This is a genomic window from Bacillus paralicheniformis, from assembly GCF_002993925.1.
In the GTDB taxonomy this organism is placed as follows: domain Bacteria; phylum Bacillota; class Bacilli; order Bacillales; family Bacillaceae; genus Bacillus; species Bacillus paralicheniformis.
In genome coordinates this window covers 314,986-335,637 of record NZ_CP023665.1, presented here as the reverse complement: position 1 = coordinate 335,637, position 20,652 = coordinate 314,986, and the positions used below count along the sequence as shown (strand labels likewise).

The following is a 20,652-nucleotide window of genomic DNA, read 5'->3' as shown; positions in this document are numbered from 1 at the left end:
TAATAGAATTATTATCTTTATGAATTGATAACAAAAGAAATTAAATGACTCATGTTAAAATTCATAAAATCGTTTTTTGCGGAGCATTCGCTTATGATAAAATAGACCTATGTTTGTTTGTCCAGCATAAAATTGCTGATCTACTACACGATGTCGGAAATGAGGAAACCTTCATGAATCACCATCGGATTGAAGCGAATCTATTGGATCATGCTTTCACGAAATATTTGCGGTCTTCAAAGAAATTGGACGAAGAAACGATTCCGAAAAGTATCACGAGCGGCAAAGGGTTTATTTTGCGTATCATTTATAGACACGGAACATGTACGATAAAGGAGATTTTACAGGAGGTCGCCCTGTCTCCATCAGCAACGACAACAGCTCTGAACCATTTGGAGAAAGAGGGCTTTGTGATCAGATCGAGAAATAACGATGACCGGCGCACCGTCTGGATCGAACTGTCGCAAGAAGGCACGAGGATCGCCGCACAAATGGTGGAAAACCGCCAGGCCTTGATCGACAAGCTCTTCGGCAAATTGTCAGAGGAAGAAAAAAAGGTTTTTTTTGCTATAATTGAAAAAATTATGATGTGAAACGGGCCGTCGATCGAAATCGACAGCCCTTTTTTTATTGTCTGACCCCAAGCGCGTCCAGCGCCATCTTCAAGTGCTCTTCTTGTTTTGTCTGCAGGGCGAACATGCCGATTTCGATGCCGTAGGCGGCCTGCAATTCTGTAATATGCTCTTTCATCCGCGGCCAGACCCGGCCCCCTTCTTTTTCATAATAAGAGATGAGCCGGGCGGTTTCGGCTTCTCCTAAAATCGTCTCGTATAATAGAAAATCTTTTGCCGGGTCGGCGATTTTCGCTTCCGTCCAATCCAACAGCCCAGTTATGCTCTGATGCTGGTCAATTAAAATATGCGGGGGATGCAAGTCGCCGTGGATAAACGCAGTATGTTCAGGCCAATACGAGTCGTCGGACAGCCAATTTTGCCATCTTTCCCAGAGCTCGCCGCTAACCCCGAGCTCTCTTTTGATCTGTTCCATCTGCTCTGCTTTTGACCGCCTGACGCCATCCGGATTCATCACATGCATGCCCGCTTCTTCTGCGGCTTTATGATCAATGCTGTGCAATAGCGCGAGCGTTTTCGCCAATGACTTGACAAAGGTTTCAGCCGGAGGCTCATGATCCATGTTCCATACGTAATTCTTCACCTCCATGTCAATGACCGCGGCAGGAACCCCCGGAAGCTCCGGATATGCAATCAGTTCGGGAGTATGAATGCGCCAATCCGGCACAGCGGCGGGAAGATGGTTTTGCAGCAGCTTCAGCACTTTCCCTTCATACACTGCTCTTTCAATCACATCGTCGCGCCGCGGTTTTCTCAAGACCCATCTCTTGCCTGCTTCATCTTCGGCAAAGACGACTTGAAAATCCATGCCGGACTCGTTGATTTCCGCATGCTTTCGTTTCAGCCGAAGGCCGTGTTTTTCCGCAAGTTTTAATATTTGTTCAATTTGTTCATTTACAATTGTCATATACGATTTTCCCCTTTACTGAAGGTTTTTAATAAAAAAAAGCACAGGTCGTCTGCCTGCGCTGGAAAGTAAACGGAAAAAGATATGACAAATAAACTGAAGGCAAGCTTCAGATAAGCTATTTTTAAAGGCAAAAAAAGAGGCGCTGGAATCCGCGCCTCTCCCTCTGTTATTGCATAAAGGGTCCCCTAAAAACAGGCAGACTGATCCCGATTACCCTGCACACAGGCAGAGACTTTGTTCACGATTTAGTTAGCGAGGACAAAGTTCAATCGGAATCTGATGTATGCCATTTGGGAAATCCCTCCGTTCTTTAAAGTTATCCTTATTTTAACAGGTGGCAGGGTGACCCGCAACGCAAAATTCAATTATTAAGAAAATCAACCTGATAGAGGAAACCCATATGTTCCTGCCTAACTAATAATTAACACCCGTTCGGCGCTTTAATTCTCTTAGCCAAGCCGTATCCCCGGTTCCATAGCTTTTCTTTTGCCCTGTATCCCGCAAAGATCCGTTGCTGTAGTCAATAGATAAGATAAAATCCGGAACAGAATCATATCCGGCTTCTGCAAGTCTGTTCAGCTCTGCTCCATAATGAGCGATTGCGAAATGAGCCGTTTTCTTTTGGACAGAGTCCTTCTCCAGCTCTTCTTTATACACATCTAACAAATCACGGCCGTCAGGTGTTACATATCGGCCATCAACCACTTCCAAGTCCTTCAGGTGATAGCCTGTCACCTCATATATCTCGCGAACCGTGTGATACTTTTGCTGCGCTTCTTTGGAATATTGGGCTGAATCGCTGCTCAAGCTTTTCATGATATGCAGAAATAACTGTTTGCTGTTTTCTCCTGATTGCAATATATGTTCAAGTTGATGGATGAGCTGCTCATCATCTGTTCCGCTCACTTTTACTTGATAATCAATCGGGGAAATTGTAAAGGTGAGCGCCGTATCCGCAGGAATGGCAATATGATATTGATCCAGCAGCGCTTGAAGCTGTTTGTTGACTTGGCTGCGCTGATATATTTTCTCATTCTCCGCCTCTACTTCCCCATTAAAATTCACATTTCGAAACGCGGCATCCTGCATATTATAGTTTTGCGCTTTTCCTTTGAACAGCCACTCAGTTTCATTGTCATATGCAGCTTGTCTTTCTGCTGCCGACAGGTCATTTCTGAAATAAGGGGAATTGGAATTTTTGTATTTATCCTTAATATAGCCTAAAGGATCAGGTTTCGTTTTGTTCATTGCATTGATTTTGCTGTATTTTTCATCTAAGATTTTTTTCCTGATATCACTTTCTGACTCATAGGGGTTTTGGGCATTGATCTTCGTTTCTTCCACAGTTTGATCATTTGCTGCTTCGTATGCCCGCCTAAAAGCTTCGGCATGATTCACAATACTGTCCTTTGAGTAGTTCAGCTTACTCAAATTTTCCTTCGATGGTCTTCCTGCTTGACTGCTGGCCTTCTTCGCAAAGGCAGTGATATCGGAAGAGACATTTTTTACAGTTGTATCAGCCGCATTCCTTTTCAACATATTCTGAATCATCAGCTGTGTACGGATGTATTGACGATTGAGACGCATTGGGTACCTCTCCTCAATTCTTTCTATAATCCCTATATCGGCTTGATTATGTTTATATTAACCTTATTAAACAGTAATTTACATAGCACCCTCATCAATTTGGATGAAAAATCAAAAGGCATCCGAAAAAACGGATGCCATTCCTTATTTCTAATCTTCCCTGTCACTTTTATTCCGTATCCGCTCAATCACCTCGTGCAGTCCCTCAGGTTTATAAAATTCCACCGGAGAACTGCCCTTTTCAAAGGAAATCGTCTCGGCTTCTATCAGCGCGACATAGCGCCCGTTTACCTTGGCAAGGTGGATCGAATCTCCGAATTCAGCCAGCAGTCCTTTAATCTCGGTTGCTCCCAGCTTCATTTTCAGCTCTGCCTCAGGCATATGCTCAACGATCTGGGCGGAGGCTTCGATGACTTGATGGGTGTCGAGGCGTTCCTGAATCTCCCGCTTTTCGCTCGCTTCCCAGATTTCGAGATCATGTTCAAACTGCTGGAGTTCTTCGCTTTTGTCTTCAAATGCTTCGTACACATGCTCCTGCACCATGTTCATCACTTGGGACTTCATGATTTCCGGCATCGACTCCCCGTACTCGACGAATTTTAAGAAGTCTTCAAAGTAGCGGGCGTGCGAGGCCTGGTGGATTTTCACTTCGCTTTCCTCTGTCATGCCCTCTTCAGGCATGTGCGGATACTGGATCGATTTCATGTTTTTCGTCGTGATCGCCATTTCGACCTTGCGGATCAGCGATGATTCATCGGCGATCGAAGCGACCTTCGGTTCAAAGTCGCACTTCATGACAAAGACAAATGTATCATCGAAGTATTTGCGCGGTACGGCTGTCGCCACCAAAAAAACGCCTCCCCTGACGGCGCTCGTGTCGAGGTATGTGCGGACGAACTGTTCGCTCAGCTCATTGAATTCTTCCTTTGTCTCCGCCAGTTTTGTTTTGTGAAACAGATTGTAGTTCGGATTAGAATCAAGCTCATGCCCCGGTTCTGTGATGAAGCGGCCGATTTTCGTCGGCACCTGCTCTGATTTCGGATGGCGTTCGGCTTTCCGCTTCACGATTTTTTTCAATTCCCCGTCTAAGAAATCCTTCAGTTCGCTGGTTTCAAATTCCTCTGTATCCAGCGTCTGAAAATGTTTATATTGCTTGTTGGCCTGCTCATCCTTGCCGTCGACCTGAATGACGTAAAAAGAAATATAGCGAATTTCAAATTCCATGACATGTTCACCCGTTTTCCTTGTTGTTTCAGTTCTTCAAGTATAGGTAAATGCCTGGAATCCGTCAATTTGCACCTTCACTATATAATTGATCCATTATAATACATCTTCCCGGTCAATTTTTCGGATCGACCAAAACGCAATAACAATCCCGATTACAGCCAATGAAACAGGAATATAAATAATAGATGCAATTGAGAATCCAGGACTTTGCTGACCGATCAGCGCAATCAAAATGCAGGATGTCACAATAGTGGCAGGAACGGATTGTTTGCGCATCCCAAAGTATAGTGGAATAAAACTCAACCCTGTCGAAGAAGCAGCGTAAATGAGCATACTGCCAATCTCATTTCCAATGGCTTGCAGCGTCAGTTTTTCCGGGCTGAATTGATAGATATCATTGAGCTGCGAGAAAATAAACGCAAGAATCAGTTCGGACACGATCATTGTCAAGAAGGTCAATCCGCCGGTGAGCAGCAGTTTTGCGGCGATCAGTTTTTTTCGGCTGACCGGATATGTAAACATGACCGTGATGGTTCTGTTTTTATACTCCCCGATGATCAGTTTGGCAATCAGCACGCCTGCAAAGACAATAAACACAGACCTCACAAAAGTTCCGAGAAGCAGCAGCGTGGATCCCGCGTCAGCCATCGCCATTTCGCCTCGCGTAAGGTTTTTTTCCTCCGACCCGATCAGGCACAAAAAACCGAGTATACATAGATTTGCAATCACTGCACCTTTGTAATACCACCCTAGTTTCGTTTTTTTAAACTCCAATTTAATTAAATTCAGCATTGAACTTCAACTCCGTTAAAATACATCTATTTTTTCGATCCGCCTTACTGCCAAAAAGGAAAAAATCAGACCGACAGCGGCCAGAGATAAAGGAATATAAACAATTGAAGAAATGGAAAAGTCCGGGCTTGTGGAACTGATCAGCATGCTGATCACGACAGACGAAATGATCGTTGCCGCAGCGGAGTGCTTCCGCATTCCGAAAAAGATGGGCACTAAACTCGTTCCTGCGGCGCCAAAAGCAAAAACGATCATTTTCAGAGCCTGCTGAGAAACCATAGAAGCTGTTAATTCGCCGGGGATGACCCCATAGATTGAATTCAGCAGAAAAAAAGCAGCGGCAACGCATGCATTTGATATCAATATCGTAATGAAAGTCAGCCCGCCTGCGATCAGCAGTTTAGCAGCCAGCAGTTTTTTTCGGTTGATCGGGTACGTAAACATCACAAGTATTGTCTTGTTTTTAAACTCTGAAATGATTAATTTTGAAATCAGCACGGCTCCAAAAATGATAAAAACCGCTCTGACGAAAGTGCCGATCACAAGAAATGTTTCATCAATCGTTTGGAACGTATCCTTGCCTTCTGTGAAGGTCACCATCCACAGAAAACCGAGGATGATGAAATTGGCAAAGACGGCTCCGCGTACATACCAGCCAAGCTTCATCTTTTTCATTTCGATTTTCAATAAATTCAGCAAGTGTCTCCGCCTCCTTATGCGCTGGCCGCATTGCCGTTGATTAAGCTGAGGAAGTAGTCCTCAAGCGAAGTATGCTTTTTATTCATGGACTCAATTTCTATATCATTCAAAATCAGAGATTTAGAAATGGCTGTTTGAGAAGCTTCGGCATCATAAATTCGGATCGTTTTATCATTTAGTATTTTAAAATTAGCAATCTGAAGCTCATGTTCAAGCACAAAGCAAGCCCGCAATTGATTCGGGGTCACGAGTTCAATGTACTCTGTGTTCCGGCCTCTTACGCTTTCCATCGATACTTCTTCAACTAGCCTGCCGTCCCGAATCACTCCGATTGTATCTGCAATCTGCTCTACTTCGTTCAGGATATGGCTTGAGATGAGCAATGTCATTCCATATTCTTTGCTCAATACTTGAAATAAGTTTCTGATTTCTTTAATCCCGATGGGATCAAGGCCATTAATCGGTTCATCTAAGATGAGCAAGTCGGGTTTGGTAAGAATGGCACGCGCGATTCCAAGACGCTGCTTCATACCAAGCGAGAATGTTTTGACAGGTTTGCTGTCGATATTTTTTAAATTCACCATGTCCAGCACTTCCTGAATCTTGGCTTTATTGTGATATCCCATATACTCACAGTGCAGATTTAAATTTTCATTGGCTGTCAGATTTTCATAAAAAATCGGGTATTCGATCATGCTGCCTATTTTGCCGAGAATCTCGTATGATTGATTTGTCAGCTTATGCCCGAGAATATTGATTTCCCCGCTTGTCGGTTTTACGAGGCTCGTCAGCATCTTCATGACGGTTGTTTTCCCGGCTCCATTCGGGCCGAGAAAACCGTATATTTCTCCCTTTCGTATATGCATGCTTACATTTGACACAACTTCTTGACCTTTGAATGTCTTGGTAAGCCCGCTTGTTTGTACGATGTAAGTCAACTCTGTTTCCCCTTTCCTGTCTTTCTTATGTGTCTATTGTAGCGATGGACGCTGTCTTTTTTATTTCTTGTTTCTTAAGAAATTCTTACGTTTGCTAATAGGTCATTCGTTTTAGCGTGATGGAAAACGCTGTCCGTTCATACGGCTTGCTTAGGAGAGAGATGTCCCCTCCCATTTTCTCAATGAGCCTTTTTGTAATTGTTAAGCCGAGCCCGCTTCCCTGGAACGCTTTATTTCTCGATTCCTCAAGGGTGTACAGCCTTTCGAACACCCGCTGCTGATCATACTCGCCAATCCCTTTCCCACGGTCCCAAACCGTAATAACAATCTGCGTGTCATCATATGTAAGGGACAATCCGATCAGCTCTCCATCTGCACCATATTGAATCGCATTTGATAAAAGGTTTTGCAGAACCCGGTCAAGCGCTTCTTCATTTCCATGTGCATAAACCGGGGTATCCGGGATGTCGATGACAGCTTTAAAACCTTTTGCCTGAACGGCATCATAGTGTTGGAGAATGTTTTTTCTGCATATTTCGTTGATATGTATTTTCGTGAGCAGTATTTGCTTATCTTCTGATTCGAGTTTGGCCAAGTCGAAGAAAGAATTCATCAGCTGAATGATTTCTCCTGTTTTTTGATAAAGTTTTTCCAGCAGCCTTTCACGCTCTTCTTCCGCCATATCCGAGTCATTTTGAATCGCCTCGATATATCCGAGCACAACAGTCAGCGGGGTTTTCAGATCATGGGACATATTGGTCAGCATTCGTTTCATTGACTGCTCCGTTTTTGCAAAGCGGGCTGTTATGCGTTGACGCTCCTCAACAAACAGGTTCATTTGCACGAGCAGATCCCGCAGTACTTTATCATCCGTTCCTAATAAAATTTGATCAGCCGCCTGCTCATTTAGCATCATACTGAGCTTTTCCGTGATGTACTTCAAGTTTTGGTCCCGCTGTTTTTTCATTTTATATTGAACGATATTGAGAGACGCCAAAATCATCAGCATGCCAATCCATAACATTGTCATGCTAAAACTCTCCTAATTTATAACCGATGCCCCAAAGCGTTTTAATATATTGCGGAGAGGAAGGATCATCCTCTATCTTTTCCCTCAAGCGCCTCATATGGACGTTAATAATATTTTGATCGCCAAAATAATCCTCATTCCAAACCGAACGATAGATTTGTTCTTTTGTGAATACTTTTTTAGGGTTTGTCACAAACAAGGTCAGCATCTTCCATTCCGTTGATGTCAGCTGAAGCGGTTCACCATTTTTTTGTACGGATACATTTTCTATATCAATCGTAAGCTCGTGAATACGTACTAGTTTTTGATTTGCCGGCTCACTGGCGGAATACTGCGTTGCGCGCCGAATGGCGGCTTTTATTCTTGCAGTCAGTTCGATCATCGAAAACGGCTTGGCAATATAATCATCCGCACCAAAACCCAGCCCCAGCGCTTTATCGACATCCCCGTCTTTTGCAGAAATCATTAAAACCGGGACCTTGCTCTGTTCACGGATCAATTTCAGAAAATCCATCCCGTTCAGTTTAGGAAGCATGATGTCGAGCAGAATCACATCATAATTGCCCTGCTGAAACAAGCGAACGCCCTCTTCTCCGTCAAAAGCAAGCACGACCTCAAACCCTTCTTTTGTTAAATAATGATCGACCATTTCACTGATCGAATGATCATCTTCAATAAGCAATATGCGCTGCATCTTGTTCACCTATCCTTTTCAACATAAAAACACACGTGCAATTACACTCATTGTAATTGAAAAACGTGTGTTTTTTACAAAAATTATTTATATTTCTAGTTGAATCCTCTTGTAGCTTCCGGATCTATTGACGGATACCAATCTACTTTCCCACTAACACGGATCAAGTCACAGGCGCGGGGTTGTACAAACACAAGTCATTGGAACAAAAAAATGACCTCTGATGTCAGGGGTCATCTTTTATTGATCAAGGGGCTTATTCTTTTTATAGTAAAGTGTTACGTTTTGCTTCCGCAAAGTTTCAATCATGTCATGATAACTGTTTGCAAACTGCTCGTTGTCTGATTTCATCCGGGTGATGACGGTTTTGCGGTTTTCACTTTTGTGATCTAATTCTTCTTTAATTTTCGTGATCATCATACCTTTTTGCCCTTCGATTTCGCTTTTTAGCACTTTATCAAATTCTTTCAGTTCTTTTAAAACGCTTTTCAGCGGCGCGTTCAGCCGGGCCGCTTTATCCTTTGCTGAAATACTGCTTAAAAACATATATGTCGCTGAAACTGTTTCAGTTTCCTCCAATAACGGTTTTACCATCTTAATCCCCCTCCCCTATGCCTTAAAATCAAACAGCGCCGAAATTTGCTCATCTTCATCGAACAATTTTTCAATGCTGGCGCGAATGCTTTTTACAAATTTCTTTTTGCTGGAGGTTTGTTTTTTTAATTCGCTGACGACGCCGTCGCACTGAGGAAGCGGGGCCGTGTGGTACGAGTCGTGGACGACGATTTTATTCAGCTTTCCGTTTGATCCGGCGAAGCCTGAGGCGAGCTTGAACTGAATGTCGAATTGGTAGCGGGAAGGATTGGCTTCCATGTCATGAATGGCTTTTGTCAACTCAGATTTTTTAATTGCGAAATGATCGTGGATTTCATGGTGGAAAACACGTTGGTAGCGTTCAATTTCAGCCTCAATCTTTGAAATGGCAGCCATCCCCGCCTGGTAAATCCTGATGGCAGATGACAGATTGACCTTTATCTCTTTTCCGTCCTTACCTTTCTTAGAAAAATAGATGTCTCCTCCTTTGTAGCTGATGCCTTTCTTTTTGGATAGGGCGTTTAGAAGCGGGGTGATGCTGTGGCCTTCGCCAATAAGATTGAGAAGGTCTTTTGTGTCTTGATCCAGTTTGCCTAAGGCTTCTTCCAATGCTTTATAAGTTGAATAAAATTCGATTAAATTTTTCATTAGTGATTGAGAGAGTTGTCTATTATTTAGAGTAAATATGACAGTCTTCCAGTCGACAAGAAATTTGATCTTTTCATATAAAACGTCAAGCCTTCCTGTCAGTCGCTCTACTTCGGCAACGTCTTTTTGAATGGTCTTTTTTTTCGCTTCATCAATATAACCGTTTGCTTCAAGCTGATTGAGAACAGGGCCGCTGTAGGCCTTGACTTTCGCAAAAAATGCTTTAAACTCTGGCAGCTTTTTATCAAGTGCACCCACCATATTCAAGAGGCGGGCCGGATGTTTCAAGCAATATGCTATTTGCTGAGCTGTACCCTCTTCATTCATTATTCCGTTTAAAAAATCCATATCTACGCCGATTGCTTCCATAGCAAAACCCTGAATGCCGCCCTTTCGATAATCAGCAGCATATTTTTGAAAGTACCCTTTCAGTTTGCTCACATCTTCATCAGGAATATGATCAATGACACTTCGGAATCCTTTTATATCCGGGTGTGTGTTCGTCATCTTCACATCGCCGAACGTAATAAAATCAGCCTTCCCGCTGACACCGTAGAGCGGATCGTCACTGGAAATACGCTGGGTGATGTTGGCTGTGACGCCTTTGTCGTTGTAGTATTTGATGATGGCTTTTTTGAGTTTGTTTTTTGGGATTGTTGATAAATCGTTTACTTGATACTTCTTTCTTAGTTCCCTTGCCATTTTCTTATCAATCAATAATAAATGATCTACACTTATTTGGGCCCCATTTACACCATAAACTTCATCAAATTCACCATTTACTAACTGCACTAAAACTTGGTTATTGTTTGCGAGAGAATGGCCCATAGCATAAGTTTTTAACTCTTTAGAGTTACCAACTTTTCTCTTGGAGGCCCTTGAAAATTCCCTTGTAGCCTTATATTGTCTGTTATCCATTCCCAAAAACAATCCAAAGAAATTATATTTCCAATCTTCATTATCGGCGCTGCCCTCGGAAATAATGTGGAGCTGATCGATATGTTTTGTCTTATCCTTTATATGAATAGCTGTTCCATCATAGCCTGATTGACTGATTGTTTTATCCTTACTATGTTCTAGAATTTCTTTTGACGTAAAAATCTCAATATTTTCTGGAAGTTCATGATTTGTTTCCTCTTTATAAATTCTTCGAACATCTGCCTCAAAATTGTCTTTAGCTTTTTTCACTTCATTTGGATTATTTGAAGCAAACCTATTTTTATAGCTGTATTCCAAGTTTATAATACGAAGTTTCACATTTTCATTTTCAAATATATTTTTAGTTGCCATCCTATTTCTCCTTATCAGTTAAAAATACGATGGATTTGACTAACTTCTTAGCTTTCTTTTCAGCAGAATCAACATCAAGTTTACAAGGTTTAGAACTCTTTAGACAAGTAAAGTCAAATGTAAATTGTATACCAACATAATTCTGTTTATTTATATAACCAATATAGGAATGAGTCTCATTATTTTTTTGATTTGTATCGTCGTGAACAGTTTTCATATACGCAAAATAAATATCCTTATCTTTTTCCTGGAACTTTTCAAATTGTCCTTTATATCCATTTTCCTCCCTCACTTGTTCTAACATTTCATTTGGATTATTGATGAAAGATTGATTTAGGTAATATTCTACAGAAGCATTAAGAGAAACATTCGTTTTTTCATCGTAGCTATAAAAAGAGATTATCTCTTCATCTTTTCCGAGAGAGGATAAATTGTCATCATACTCCCCATCCTCCGGAAACAACATCGTAAACCCTTTCAGTTTAGACTCAAGCAAATAATAGCCCGGCTCGACTTCCTTTGTTGATGCCATGTATTCTCTTGTTTTCTCATCCTGGAACGCCGGAACCCGCGGGAGGTCTTTCGGGTCCATATCTTTCGGCTTGACCGCTTCTTCTTGATTGCCGTTCTTGCCGTTTTGGCTGTCGTTCATACTGCATCCTCCTGTAAAGATTAGTATTATAGAAAAACACAATATCATCATCTTTTTCATTTTATTAAACCTCCAAGGGCTTTTAAGTTAAGCTGCAAGCACTTCATTTTAATGCGAATGACATGCTTGAAAATGATACTTTTTTATGTTACAACATGGAATAAATTAGATAAATAGGAAATAAGAATCCCCACCCTGCAAATCGTATGCCGGCCCTCTGAAAAAACAGGCAGTATGGTTGATGCGCCAAGGCTCCGAAAGGTACTGCGGTTTAGTTTACCAAAGAGGAAATATGAAAAAAGAACCACTTTATACTTCTTGTTAAAAACGAGTTCACAATTAAAAAAGCACCTTATCAAGGTGCTTTTCGATCAAGTCACAGGCGCGGGGTTGAACAAACACAAGTCATTGGAGAGCCCCCAATGTTCCGCCCATGTTTTCCTTCCGCTTGCGACGTTAAGGATCGTCCTGAAAATTTCCCAGCCGACTTCTTCTATTGAAGCTTCACCTGTTGCGATCCGTCCGGCGTTAACGTCGATTAAATCGCGCCAATCTTCTGATAATGACTGCCGGGTTGCCACTTTCATAACCGGAGCCATTTCAAGGCCGTACGGCGTTCCTCTTCCGGTTGTAAATACTTGCAAATGCATGCCCGAAGCCAGTTGCAGGGTGCCGCATACAAAATCGCTTGCAGGTGTCGCTGCAAAAGTGAGTCCCTTCTGTACAGCCCTTTCACCTGGCGCGAGTACGGCATTGATCGGGCTGCTTCCCGATTTCGCGATCGAGCCGAGCGATTTCTCAACCACGTTTGCCAGCCCGCCCCTTTTGTTCCCTGGCGACGGATTGGCGCTTCGGTCTGATTCGCCTCTTTCCAGATAGCGGTCATACCAAGCCATTTCCCGAATCAGGGCGCGGCCGACTTCTTCATTGACAGCGCGCGGTGTTAAGAGATGAACGGCATCGCGGACTTCGGTGACTTCCGAAAATAAAACCGTGGCCCCTGCCCGGACGAGTAAGTCGGCCGCATATCCCGCCGCGGGGTTTGCGGTCACTCCTGAGAAAGCGTCGCTGCCACCGCACTGAAGGCCAATCACCAGGTCTGAAGCGGGACATGTTGTCCGCTTCCGTTCATTCAGCCTTTTTAAGCGCTCTTCGGCCATTTCCATAATCGATTGTATCATTTGCTCAAACCCTCGCCGTTCCTGCAATGAAAGAATGTTTTCAGCGTCTCCTTCCGGCTCTATCCTCGTCGGAAGGAGCTTCTCGCAGCCGAGTCCGATCACCATCGCTTCCCCGCCGAAATTAGGGTGTCTGGCGATATTTTGAATCGTTCGGATCGGGATTTTGGCTTCCGGCGCATTAATCGCCACACCGCAGCCGTACTGATGATTTAATGCAGCGACACCGTCAACGTTCGGATATTTTGGAAGCAGTTCCTCTTTAATTCGTTTAACTGCGTAATCGAGAACGCCTGCGACGCATTGCACGCTTGTCATAATGCCAAGCACGTTTCTCGTGCCGACGCTCCCGTCTTCATTCCGGTATCCTTCAAATGTGTACCCTTCAAGAGGGGGAGCGGGTTTTGGAACTTTGTTGGCGATGGGCAGTTCATCGAGCGGCGGAGCTTCCGGAAGCATGATATGCGACTCGGAAATCCCCCCGCCTTTTTCGATTGGTTTGACGGCATAGCCGATAACCTCACCGTAGCGAATAACGGCTCCGCCCTGTGTAATGTTCGTTAAAGCCACTTTATGACCTTGAGGTATCCGCTCCTGCAGTTTAAGCCCGCAAGGAAACACCGTCCCTTTCGGCAGTCCGCCGGCATTGACGATGATTGCGGTATTGTCTTTTTCGTTCACCTTAATGTACAGCGGGGTTTCAGTTTGATTGACAAGCATAAGTATTGATCAACTCCCCTTTTCGATCAGCGCCTTTCCACAGCCCTTCTCCCGCTGCGGCACATGTTAGAAAGCGCTGTCAAACAACTTAATGATTGTTTTTTTCATCACGAAGACCATTCAGTATTTTGTCACGTACAAATTTTAAGTGCTCATACATATGGTGATAGGCTTGATATGGGTCCCTTTGTTGAAGGGCTTTCAAAATATTCGTATGATATTCGACAGTCCGGTCCCTTTCCCTGTATGGAATCTGGCTGTCGATTTTGGCGTGTGTGATCAAGAGTGATTGAATCATGCCCTCAAGCACCGGGTTGTTCGCGCTCAAAGCGATAATCCGGTGAAATTCTTTATCTGCTTCTCCATAATGATTATCCGTGCTGTTTGCAATGATATCGATCGTTTCCTGCAGCCTTTCGAGCTGACTGTCATTGATCTTTTCTGCGGCGATCGTGACAAGCCCGAGTTCCAGCGCCATCCTCGCTTCAATAATGGCCGGCAAATTATCAACCGCCAAAGCCAGCATGACAGAAAACGGCTGGATGCCAATTTTATCATTAAAATACGTGCCGTCCCGGGTTTTTCTTTTAATAATTCCGAGCGTTTCGAGTGATATTAAAGCTTCGCGGAGAACGGGTCTGCTCACATTCAGCTTTTCCATGAGCTCGATCTCCGTCGGCAGTTTGTCCCCCGGTTTCAATTGGCCGCTTGATAATAAATGGACGATTCGTTCTACAACCTGTTTCGCCAATGTCTTGCGATTGACTGATTCGACCTGCAATGTTTCCATATCTTCTTCCACGACTGTGGGCCCCCTTTCAGTTGTTCATATTGTAAGACAAAATATCGCGTATGACAATGTCGGCTAGGGGCCTCTCAAACCGCTGTTTCCGCAATTAACGAACAAGACAAGGACGTTTAGGGTCGAAACGCCAATTTTCAATCAAAAACTGCATGGCAACGGCATCATTCCGCTCGCCTGCTTTCATTTTCTCATACCGTTCATTTGCTTTTTCCACCTGTTCCATGTCGATTTCAATGCCGAGCCCCGGCTGATCAGGAACTTGGACATATCCGTCAGCAATTGAAAAAGGCTGTTTTGTCAGACGCTGTCCATCCTGCCAAATCCAATGCGTATCAATCGCCGTGATGTCGCCGGGAGCTGCTGCGGCAACGTGGGTGAACATGGCCAATGAGACGTCAAAATGGTTATTGGAGTGAGAACCCCACGTCAGCCCCCATTCATGGCACATTTGGGCAACGCGGACAGATCCCTGCATCGTCCAGAAATGCGGATCTGCCAGCGGTATATCAACAGCGTGCAGTTGTATCGCGTGCCCCATTTGCCGCCAGTCTGTCGCAATCATATTCGTCGCTGTCGGAATGCTTGTCGCACGGCGGAATTCGGCCATGATTTCCCGACCCGAGTATCCGGCTTCCGCTCCGCAAGGGTCTTCCGCGTAGGCGAGCACATCCCGTTTTCCCTTACAAAGCGCAATCGCTTCTTCCAATGACCACGCGCCATTCGGGTCAAGGGTGATTCTCGCCTCGGGAAACCGTTTTGCCAAAGCGGATGCCGCCTCGATTTCTTCTTCTCCCGAAAGGACGCCGCCTTTTAATTTAAAATCATGAAAACCGTATCGTTCTTGAGCTGCTTCAGCAAGACGGACGATCGCCCCGGGTGTCAACGCTTCTTCGCGGCGGAGGCGGAACCAATCGTCACTTGCCTCTTGCTCACTAATATAGGGAAGCGTTGTGCGCTTTCGGTCGCCGATGTAAAACAAATAGCCGAGCATCTTCACTTTTTCCCTCTGCTGGCCTTCCCCCAAGAGCGACGCTACAGGGACGCCGAGAAATTTCCCGAGCAAATCGAGCAAAGCCGCTTCCAATGCGGTCACTGCGTGTATTGTCGTCCGCTGGTCAAAGGTCTGCATCCCGCGTCCTCCGGCATCCCGGTCTTTAAAACGACGCCTGACAGACTGCAAAATCGATTGAACAGCGCCGAGCGGCTGACCGATGACAAGCGGCTTCGCCTGCTCCAGCGTCTGGCGGATCCGTTCGCCGCCCGGAACTTCGCCGACACCGAGAGCGCCTGATGAATCTTTTAAAATCACGATATTCCGTGTGAAAAAGGGGCCGTGAGCTCCGCTTAAATTCAAAAGCATACTGTCGCGCCCTGCCACGGGTATGACCTGCATATCAGCAATTGACGGTGTTTGCGATGCTTGCTCCTCTTTTACATGCTGATGAATGTTTGTATTCATATCGATTTAGCCTCCCTCTTGTTAAAGCGCTTACATTTCATGTGGATAAAGTGGTGTCCGCAGGGTCTTCCTCTTTCTGCAGTTCGATGCGCTTGATCGGCCCGACGAGAAACAGATAACTTAATACCGCGGCAATCGCGTTGGCACCGACAAACACAAGCGCTCCGTTAAATGAGCCTGTCGCATTCACGATATATCCGATGATAATCGGTGTCGTGATGGACGCAATATTTCCAAAGGTGTTGAAGATGCCGCCGCTCAAGCCGGCACACTCCTTTGGCGAGGTATCTGACACAACCGCCCAGCCCAGCGCGCCAAATCCTTTTCCGAAAAAGGCAAGCGACATGATGGAAACGACCAGCCAAGATGAATCTGCATAGTTGCATACGATCATCGAGCAGGACATCAGCATGCCGAGGATGATCGGTGTTTTTCTGGCAACCGTTATCGAGCAGCCCTTTTTCAAAAGGAAGTCTGACACGAACCCGCCCAGCAATCCTCCTAAAAATCCGCAGATTGCAGGAAGCGATGCGACAAAACCCGCTTCAAGGATCGACATGCCGCGTGCCTGAACGAGATAGACCGGAAACCAGGTCAGAAAGAAATAGGTCAACGTTGTGATGCAGTATTGGGCGATATACACCCCGAGCAGCATCCGGCTTCTTAAAAGCTGCTTAATGTAAGGCCATTGGGACTCCTTTTCCTTCTTTTCCGCGTTCTTTCCCTCATCCATCGAGACAAGCGCGCCGCCTTCTTCGATGTACGCCAGTTCGGCGGCATTGATTCTCGGGTGTTTTTTGGGTTCGTAAATCGTTTTCAGCCAAATAAACGACATCGCAATCCCCAGAGCACCCATAATGACAAAAACCGTATGCCAGCTGAATGAGTGGGCGAGCCACCCCATCAGCGGTGAAAAAATGACAAGTGCAAAGTACTGCGCCGAGTTGAAGATCGCCGATGCTGTTCCGCGTTCAGAGCTTGGAAACCAGGAAGCCACCACCCGGCCGTTGCCTGGGAAGGACGGCGCTTCTGATAGACCGACGAGAAACCGGAGCGCAAATAAAAGGATAACGGCCGTTCCCGCGGCGAAAAAGCCAAGCGTTCCCTGCAAAAGGGTAAACAATGACCAAAAGAAGATGCTGGCGGCGATGATGATTTTCGACCCAAAGCGGTCGAGCAGCCAGCCTCCGGGAATTTGGCCGACAACATACGCCCAGCCAAATGCGGAAAAGACATACCCCATTGCCACCGAACTCAGCCCAAGCTCATGCTGCACAGAATCGCCGACGATCGAGAGTGTCGCACGGTCGGCATAATTAATGGATGTGACGAGAAACAGCATAGACACGACAAACCAGCGGACAGAACTTCTTTTCCCCGCGGTATGGGGGGAGGCTGCACGATTTTTTTTCATAGCATCTTCTCCTTTATTCATTTGTACCGAAACGATTGATTTACGGTTTGACAAATACGGTTTTCACAGCTGTAAAAAATTCTTTTGCTGCCTCCCCCTGTTCCCGTGAATGCGAGCTCGATTGTTTAACGCCGCCGAATGGCGCCTGCAGTTCGACACCGGCGCTTTCGGCGTTGACGCGAATGAGCCCCGCTTCAATTTCATCTATGAATGACAGCATCCGGCCGATGTTTTGCGTAAAAATGGAGGCGCTCAGGCCAAATTTGACGTCATTGGCCGTCTCCAAAGCTTCCTCAAGTGTATCCGCCTTGATTAATGCGATGACCGGGCCGAAAATTTCTTCTTGGGCAATCGTCATGCCGGAAGTGACATTGTCAAAAATGGCTGGCCTGATATAATAGCCGTTTTCGTATTTTCCATCTGCCAGCCTATCGCCGCCGAAAATGAGGTCCGCTCCTTCTTGCTTTCCTTTTTCAATATAGGACAGGCAGTTGTCAAGCTGCTGTTTGTTCGCAATCGGTCCCATCCAGACATCTTCTTTTAAGCTGTCGCCGATTGTAATTTCTTTTGTTTGTTGAAGCAGCTTTTCTTTAAACCGGTTATAAACACCGTTTAAGACGATGACGCGGCTTGTCGCCGTACACTTTTGACCCGTCGACCGAAACGCTCCGCTGATGACCGCTTCAACCGCACTATCAAGGTCGGCGTCATCTGCTATGATCACCGGGTTTTTGCCGCCCATCTCAAGCTGATACTTCGCCCCTCTTGCAAACGCCGTCCGGCCGATAATTTTTCCGGTTTGGTTCGACCCTGTAAATGTAATTCCGTTCACATCCGGGTGTTCGGCAAGCCTTTGGCCGGCCGATGATCCCGGCCCTGTCACCGCATTGACCACGCCTGACGGAATCCCTGCTTCTTCAAAGCACGAGATAATTTTAAGGCAGGTGACTGCGGTTTCTGTAGCCGGCTTGATGACGACCGTGTTTCCATAGATGAGGGCAGGCGCCATTTTCCAAATCGGGATGGCAACGGGAAAATTCCAAGGCGAGATGACGCCGACGACACCGAGCGGCACCCTGTCGGTGTACATGAAAGCGGATGTGTCGGTGGAGGGAATCACATCGCCCGTTTTCCTCATTCCCTCTCCGGCATAGTATCTGAGAATCGCGATTCCCCGCGCTGTTTCTCCTTTTGCTTCAGGCAGTGTTTTCCCCATTTCACGCGTCGCACACTCGGCAATTTCATTGAGGCGCTGTTCCATGATATCAGCGGCCTTGTAAAGAAATTGACCGCGCTCCGCTCCCGACAGCTTTCTCCAAGCCTTTTTGGCCTGCTTGGCCGCTTCAACCGCCCGGTCTATATCCGCAATCGAAGATTTTTGCACAAGCCCGACGATATCCCGTGTATCTGCCGGGTTCAAGCTCTGTTCCATCCCGCCCGATTCAGCCTTCACCCAGCGGCCGTTGATAAAGTTAAAATACGTTTTATTTTCAGCTGCAACAGACATCTTCAAATTCCTCCTTTTGTTTATAGGGCAGCGGTCGTTTTCGGATAACGCCCCATCGCGTTTTTCAGAATGTTTTCGAGCTGCCGGCAATGTTCTTTTTCCACCGGAACGATCGGCGGTCTCGCCGTGTTTTTCACATGAAGGCCCATGATTTCCATACCGGCTTTGATCAAAGACACGGCATAGCCCTTCCGAAGTTTGCGGATCTCGTTAATCGGCATGATGACATGCTCATAAATCTCTTTGACAAGCTGGTCGTTGCCGTTTAATAATGCCTCATAAAACATCCTTGAAATATGAGGAATATAATTGGATATCGCCGAAGAATACGACGTGAAGCCAATCGGAGCATAGGCCGGCATCGTGACTTCAGCCATCGGCATTCCGTTGAGCCAGCCCAGCCTGTCTCCTATCGTATACGACAAACTGATATTCAACGCCATATCCCCTATGCCGTCTTTGAGCCCGACAAGCTGCTCGAGATCGGTCAGCCGCTGAATCTGTTCAAGTGTCAAAACCGCATTGTCTCGCTGATAAATGATGGCGTTTAAATCCGTGCTTTCAATGATTGTTTTCGTATACTGATAGAGGCCTTCCTGCTCTCCGTGTATCAAGTATGGCGGGAGAATCAGATAGCCGTCAGCCCCTTTTTCCTCGGAAATCCGCGCCCATTCCAAAGCGGTGCTCAAGTTGCCGCCCACTCCTGTGTAAACAGGCACCTTCCCGCCCGCCGCCGAGACGGCAATTTCGACCATTTGCTCATATTCCTTTGCGCTGAGAGACTGAAATTCTCCTGAGCCGCAAGCGATAAAAACCGCCTCAAGCCCTTCATCCAATAAAAAGCGGATGTTTTCGTAAAGTGCTTCTTCCTCCAGTTTTCCTTCCTTGTTGAAGGGTGCCACCGGGAAACCTAATATGCCTTCCGGCGCCTTTCGTAATTGACTCATCTCCGTCATCCCCCTGTCGTTCATTTCCTGAGAAAGCGTTATCATTCAGTTGAAATGCGATGTTTCTGTTTTAGAAAATCCCTCCATTCATCTTTTTGTTTAATTGTAAGACAAATAAACAAATTGTCAATATCATTATTTTCTGATTTTTTTATTTCAAGCAAAAAAAAAGAGACTGAAGACACGGTCCGTCTTCAGCCTTGGGCCTCAGCCCCTGGTTGCACAGCGGTTTTTTTCCGGTAAATCAATGCCGATAAAGAGATGCTTAATTCGTATAATACAAGCAGCGGGACGATCACCAACACATCCGAGATAAAATCGGGCGGCGTGATCACAACTGATACGACGATCAGCGAAAAATAAGAAATTTTTCTCATTTTACTGAGCTTGGCCGGATTTAAAATCCCGAGGCTCGTTAAAAACATCACGATGAGGGGCATTTCAAACAAAAACCCGAATGGCAGTGTCAGGTTCATCATAAAGCGAAAATAATGCTCCGCCGTAAACATCGTTTGAAAATGGCCGGCGGATAATCCGATTAAAAACTGAAGAACGAGCGGAAAGAGCACAACATAACCGAATACAATCCCTAAAATAAAAAAAGTGAACAGCCCCGGAATATAAAATAATGCCGCCCTCCGTTCGCGGTCGGTCAGCGCAGGCGCCACAAACCGCCATGTCTGAAAAGCGGCTACCGGTATGGTGGCTGCGACCGCCAGCACCCCCGCAATCATCATATATACCCAAAGAATATCCCCCGGCCCCAGTACAGCAAGCTTTTCATCAAGGTCTCTGATCAGCCAGTCATAAATGTCCTGAACAAACAAAAAGCCGGTGATGAGAAACAGAATAAACGTGAGAAGCGTTTTAATGATTCGCTGGCGCAGCTCTTCAAGATGGGCAATCAAATGTGTTTCCCTTTTTTTCAC

The 20,652-nt window shown here is 45.5% G+C and carries 19 protein-coding genes; 1 reads left to right on the top strand and 18 read right to left on the bottom strand.

Features of this window, described 5'->3' with window-relative positions; translation table 11 throughout:
* The first annotated feature begins 173 nt into the window (after positions 1–173).
* A complete protein-coding gene (locus CP943_RS01890) occupies positions 174–593 on the top strand; it encodes a MarR family winged helix-turn-helix transcriptional regulator (RefSeq protein ID WP_020450012.1) in 420 nt (139 codons plus the stop codon).
* A 34-nt stretch (positions 594–627) separates the two neighbouring features.
* On the opposite strand, the gene CP943_RS01885 is transcribed toward CP943_RS01890, so the two are convergent.
* The 18 genes from CP943_RS01885 to tatC form a co-directional block, all read right to left on the bottom strand.
* Positions 628–1,539, bottom strand: coding sequence for a macrolide 2'-phosphotransferase (locus CP943_RS01885; RefSeq protein ID WP_025810822.1), 912 nt, complete (start codon positions 1,537–1,539; stop codon positions 628–630).
* A 417-nt stretch (positions 1,540–1,956) separates the two neighbouring features.
* The gene (locus tag CP943_RS01880) at positions 1,957–3,129 is read right to left on the bottom strand and encodes a DUF4885 domain-containing protein (RefSeq protein ID WP_105980676.1); all 1,173 of its coding nucleotides are present in this window, start codon (positions 3,127–3,129) and stop codon (positions 1,957–1,959) included.
* Positions 3,130–3,279: 150 nt separating this feature from the next.
* Entirely contained in the window at positions 3,280–4,353 is a 1,074-nt protein-coding gene (locus CP943_RS01875; protein WP_020450009.1) for a DUF3900 domain-containing protein, read from the bottom strand.
* Positions 4,354–4,449: 96 nt separating this feature from the next.
* Positions 4,450–5,148 (bottom strand): ABC transporter permease, encoded by a 699-nt coding sequence (locus tag CP943_RS01870; protein WP_105980675.1) that lies wholly within the window; start codon positions 5,146–5,148, stop codon positions 4,450–4,452.
* A gap of 15 nt (positions 5,149–5,163) precedes the next feature.
* The gene (locus tag CP943_RS01865) at positions 5,164–5,847 is read right to left on the bottom strand and encodes an ABC transporter permease (protein WP_020450007.1); all 684 of its coding nucleotides are present in this window, start codon (positions 5,845–5,847) and stop codon (positions 5,164–5,166) included.
* 14 nt (positions 5,848–5,861) lie between these two features.
* Positions 5,862–6,785, bottom strand: coding sequence for an ABC transporter ATP-binding protein (locus tag CP943_RS01860; protein ID WP_020450006.1), 924 nt, complete (start codon positions 6,783–6,785; stop codon positions 5,862–5,864).
* A gap of 94 nt (positions 6,786–6,879) precedes the next feature.
* On the bottom strand, positions 6,880–7,815 hold the full coding sequence (locus CP943_RS01855) for a sensor histidine kinase (RefSeq protein WP_035337350.1): 936 nt from the start codon (positions 7,813–7,815) through the stop codon (positions 6,880–6,882).
* Between the two features lies 1 nt (position 7,816).
* Positions 7,817–8,497, bottom strand: a complete 681-nt coding sequence (locus tag CP943_RS01850) for a response regulator transcription factor (RefSeq protein WP_095323705.1) — start codon at positions 8,495–8,497, stop codon at positions 7,817–7,819.
* A gap of 252 nt (positions 8,498–8,749) precedes the next feature.
* On the bottom strand, positions 8,750–9,103 hold the full coding sequence (locus tag CP943_RS01845) for a hypothetical protein (RefSeq protein ID WP_020450003.1): 354 nt from the start codon (positions 9,101–9,103) through the stop codon (positions 8,750–8,752).
* A 15-nt stretch (positions 9,104–9,118) separates the two neighbouring features.
* Positions 9,119–11,041 (bottom strand): DUF6792 domain-containing protein, encoded by a 1,923-nt coding sequence (locus CP943_RS01840; RefSeq protein ID WP_025810827.1) that lies wholly within the window; start codon positions 11,039–11,041, stop codon positions 9,119–9,121.
* 1 nt (position 11,042) lies between these two features.
* Positions 11,043–11,753, bottom strand: a complete 711-nt coding sequence (locus tag CP943_RS01835) for a lipoprotein YvcA (protein WP_199792118.1) — start codon at positions 11,751–11,753, stop codon at positions 11,043–11,045.
* A gap of 311 nt (positions 11,754–12,064) precedes the next feature.
* On the bottom strand, positions 12,065–13,591 hold the full coding sequence (gene garD / locus CP943_RS01830) for a galactarate dehydratase (RefSeq protein ID WP_033155080.1): 1,527 nt from the start codon (positions 13,589–13,591) through the stop codon (positions 12,065–12,067).
* Positions 13,592–13,679: 88 nt separating this feature from the next.
* Positions 13,680–14,381 (bottom strand): FadR/GntR family transcriptional regulator, encoded by a 702-nt coding sequence (locus tag CP943_RS01825; protein ID WP_154495802.1) that lies wholly within the window; start codon positions 14,379–14,381, stop codon positions 13,680–13,682.
* Positions 14,382–14,487: 106 nt separating this feature from the next.
* A complete protein-coding gene (gene gudD / locus CP943_RS01820; RefSeq protein WP_075212969.1) occupies positions 14,488–15,855 on the bottom strand; it encodes a glucarate dehydratase in 1,368 nt (455 codons plus the stop codon).
* Positions 15,856–15,892: 37 nt separating this feature from the next.
* Positions 15,893–17,269 (bottom strand): MFS transporter, encoded by a 1,377-nt coding sequence (locus CP943_RS01815; protein ID WP_020449998.1) that lies wholly within the window; start codon positions 17,267–17,269, stop codon positions 15,893–15,895.
* Between the two features lie 40 nt (positions 17,270–17,309).
* Positions 17,310–18,776 carry an alpha-ketoglutaric semialdehyde dehydrogenase GucD gene (gucD, locus tag CP943_RS01810; protein WP_105980673.1) on the bottom strand — a complete coding sequence of 489 codons (1,467 nt, stop codon included), beginning with the start codon at positions 18,774–18,776 and terminating at the stop codon, positions 17,310–17,312.
* A gap of 20 nt (positions 18,777–18,796) precedes the next feature.
* Positions 18,797–19,723 (bottom strand): 5-dehydro-4-deoxyglucarate dehydratase, encoded by a 927-nt coding sequence (gene kdgD / locus CP943_RS01805; RefSeq protein WP_020449996.1) that lies wholly within the window; start codon positions 19,721–19,723, stop codon positions 18,797–18,799.
* 194 nt (positions 19,724–19,917) lie between these two features.
* A complete protein-coding gene (gene tatC, locus CP943_RS01800) occupies positions 19,918–20,652 on the bottom strand; it encodes a twin-arginine translocase subunit TatC (protein WP_105980672.1) in 735 nt (244 codons plus the stop codon).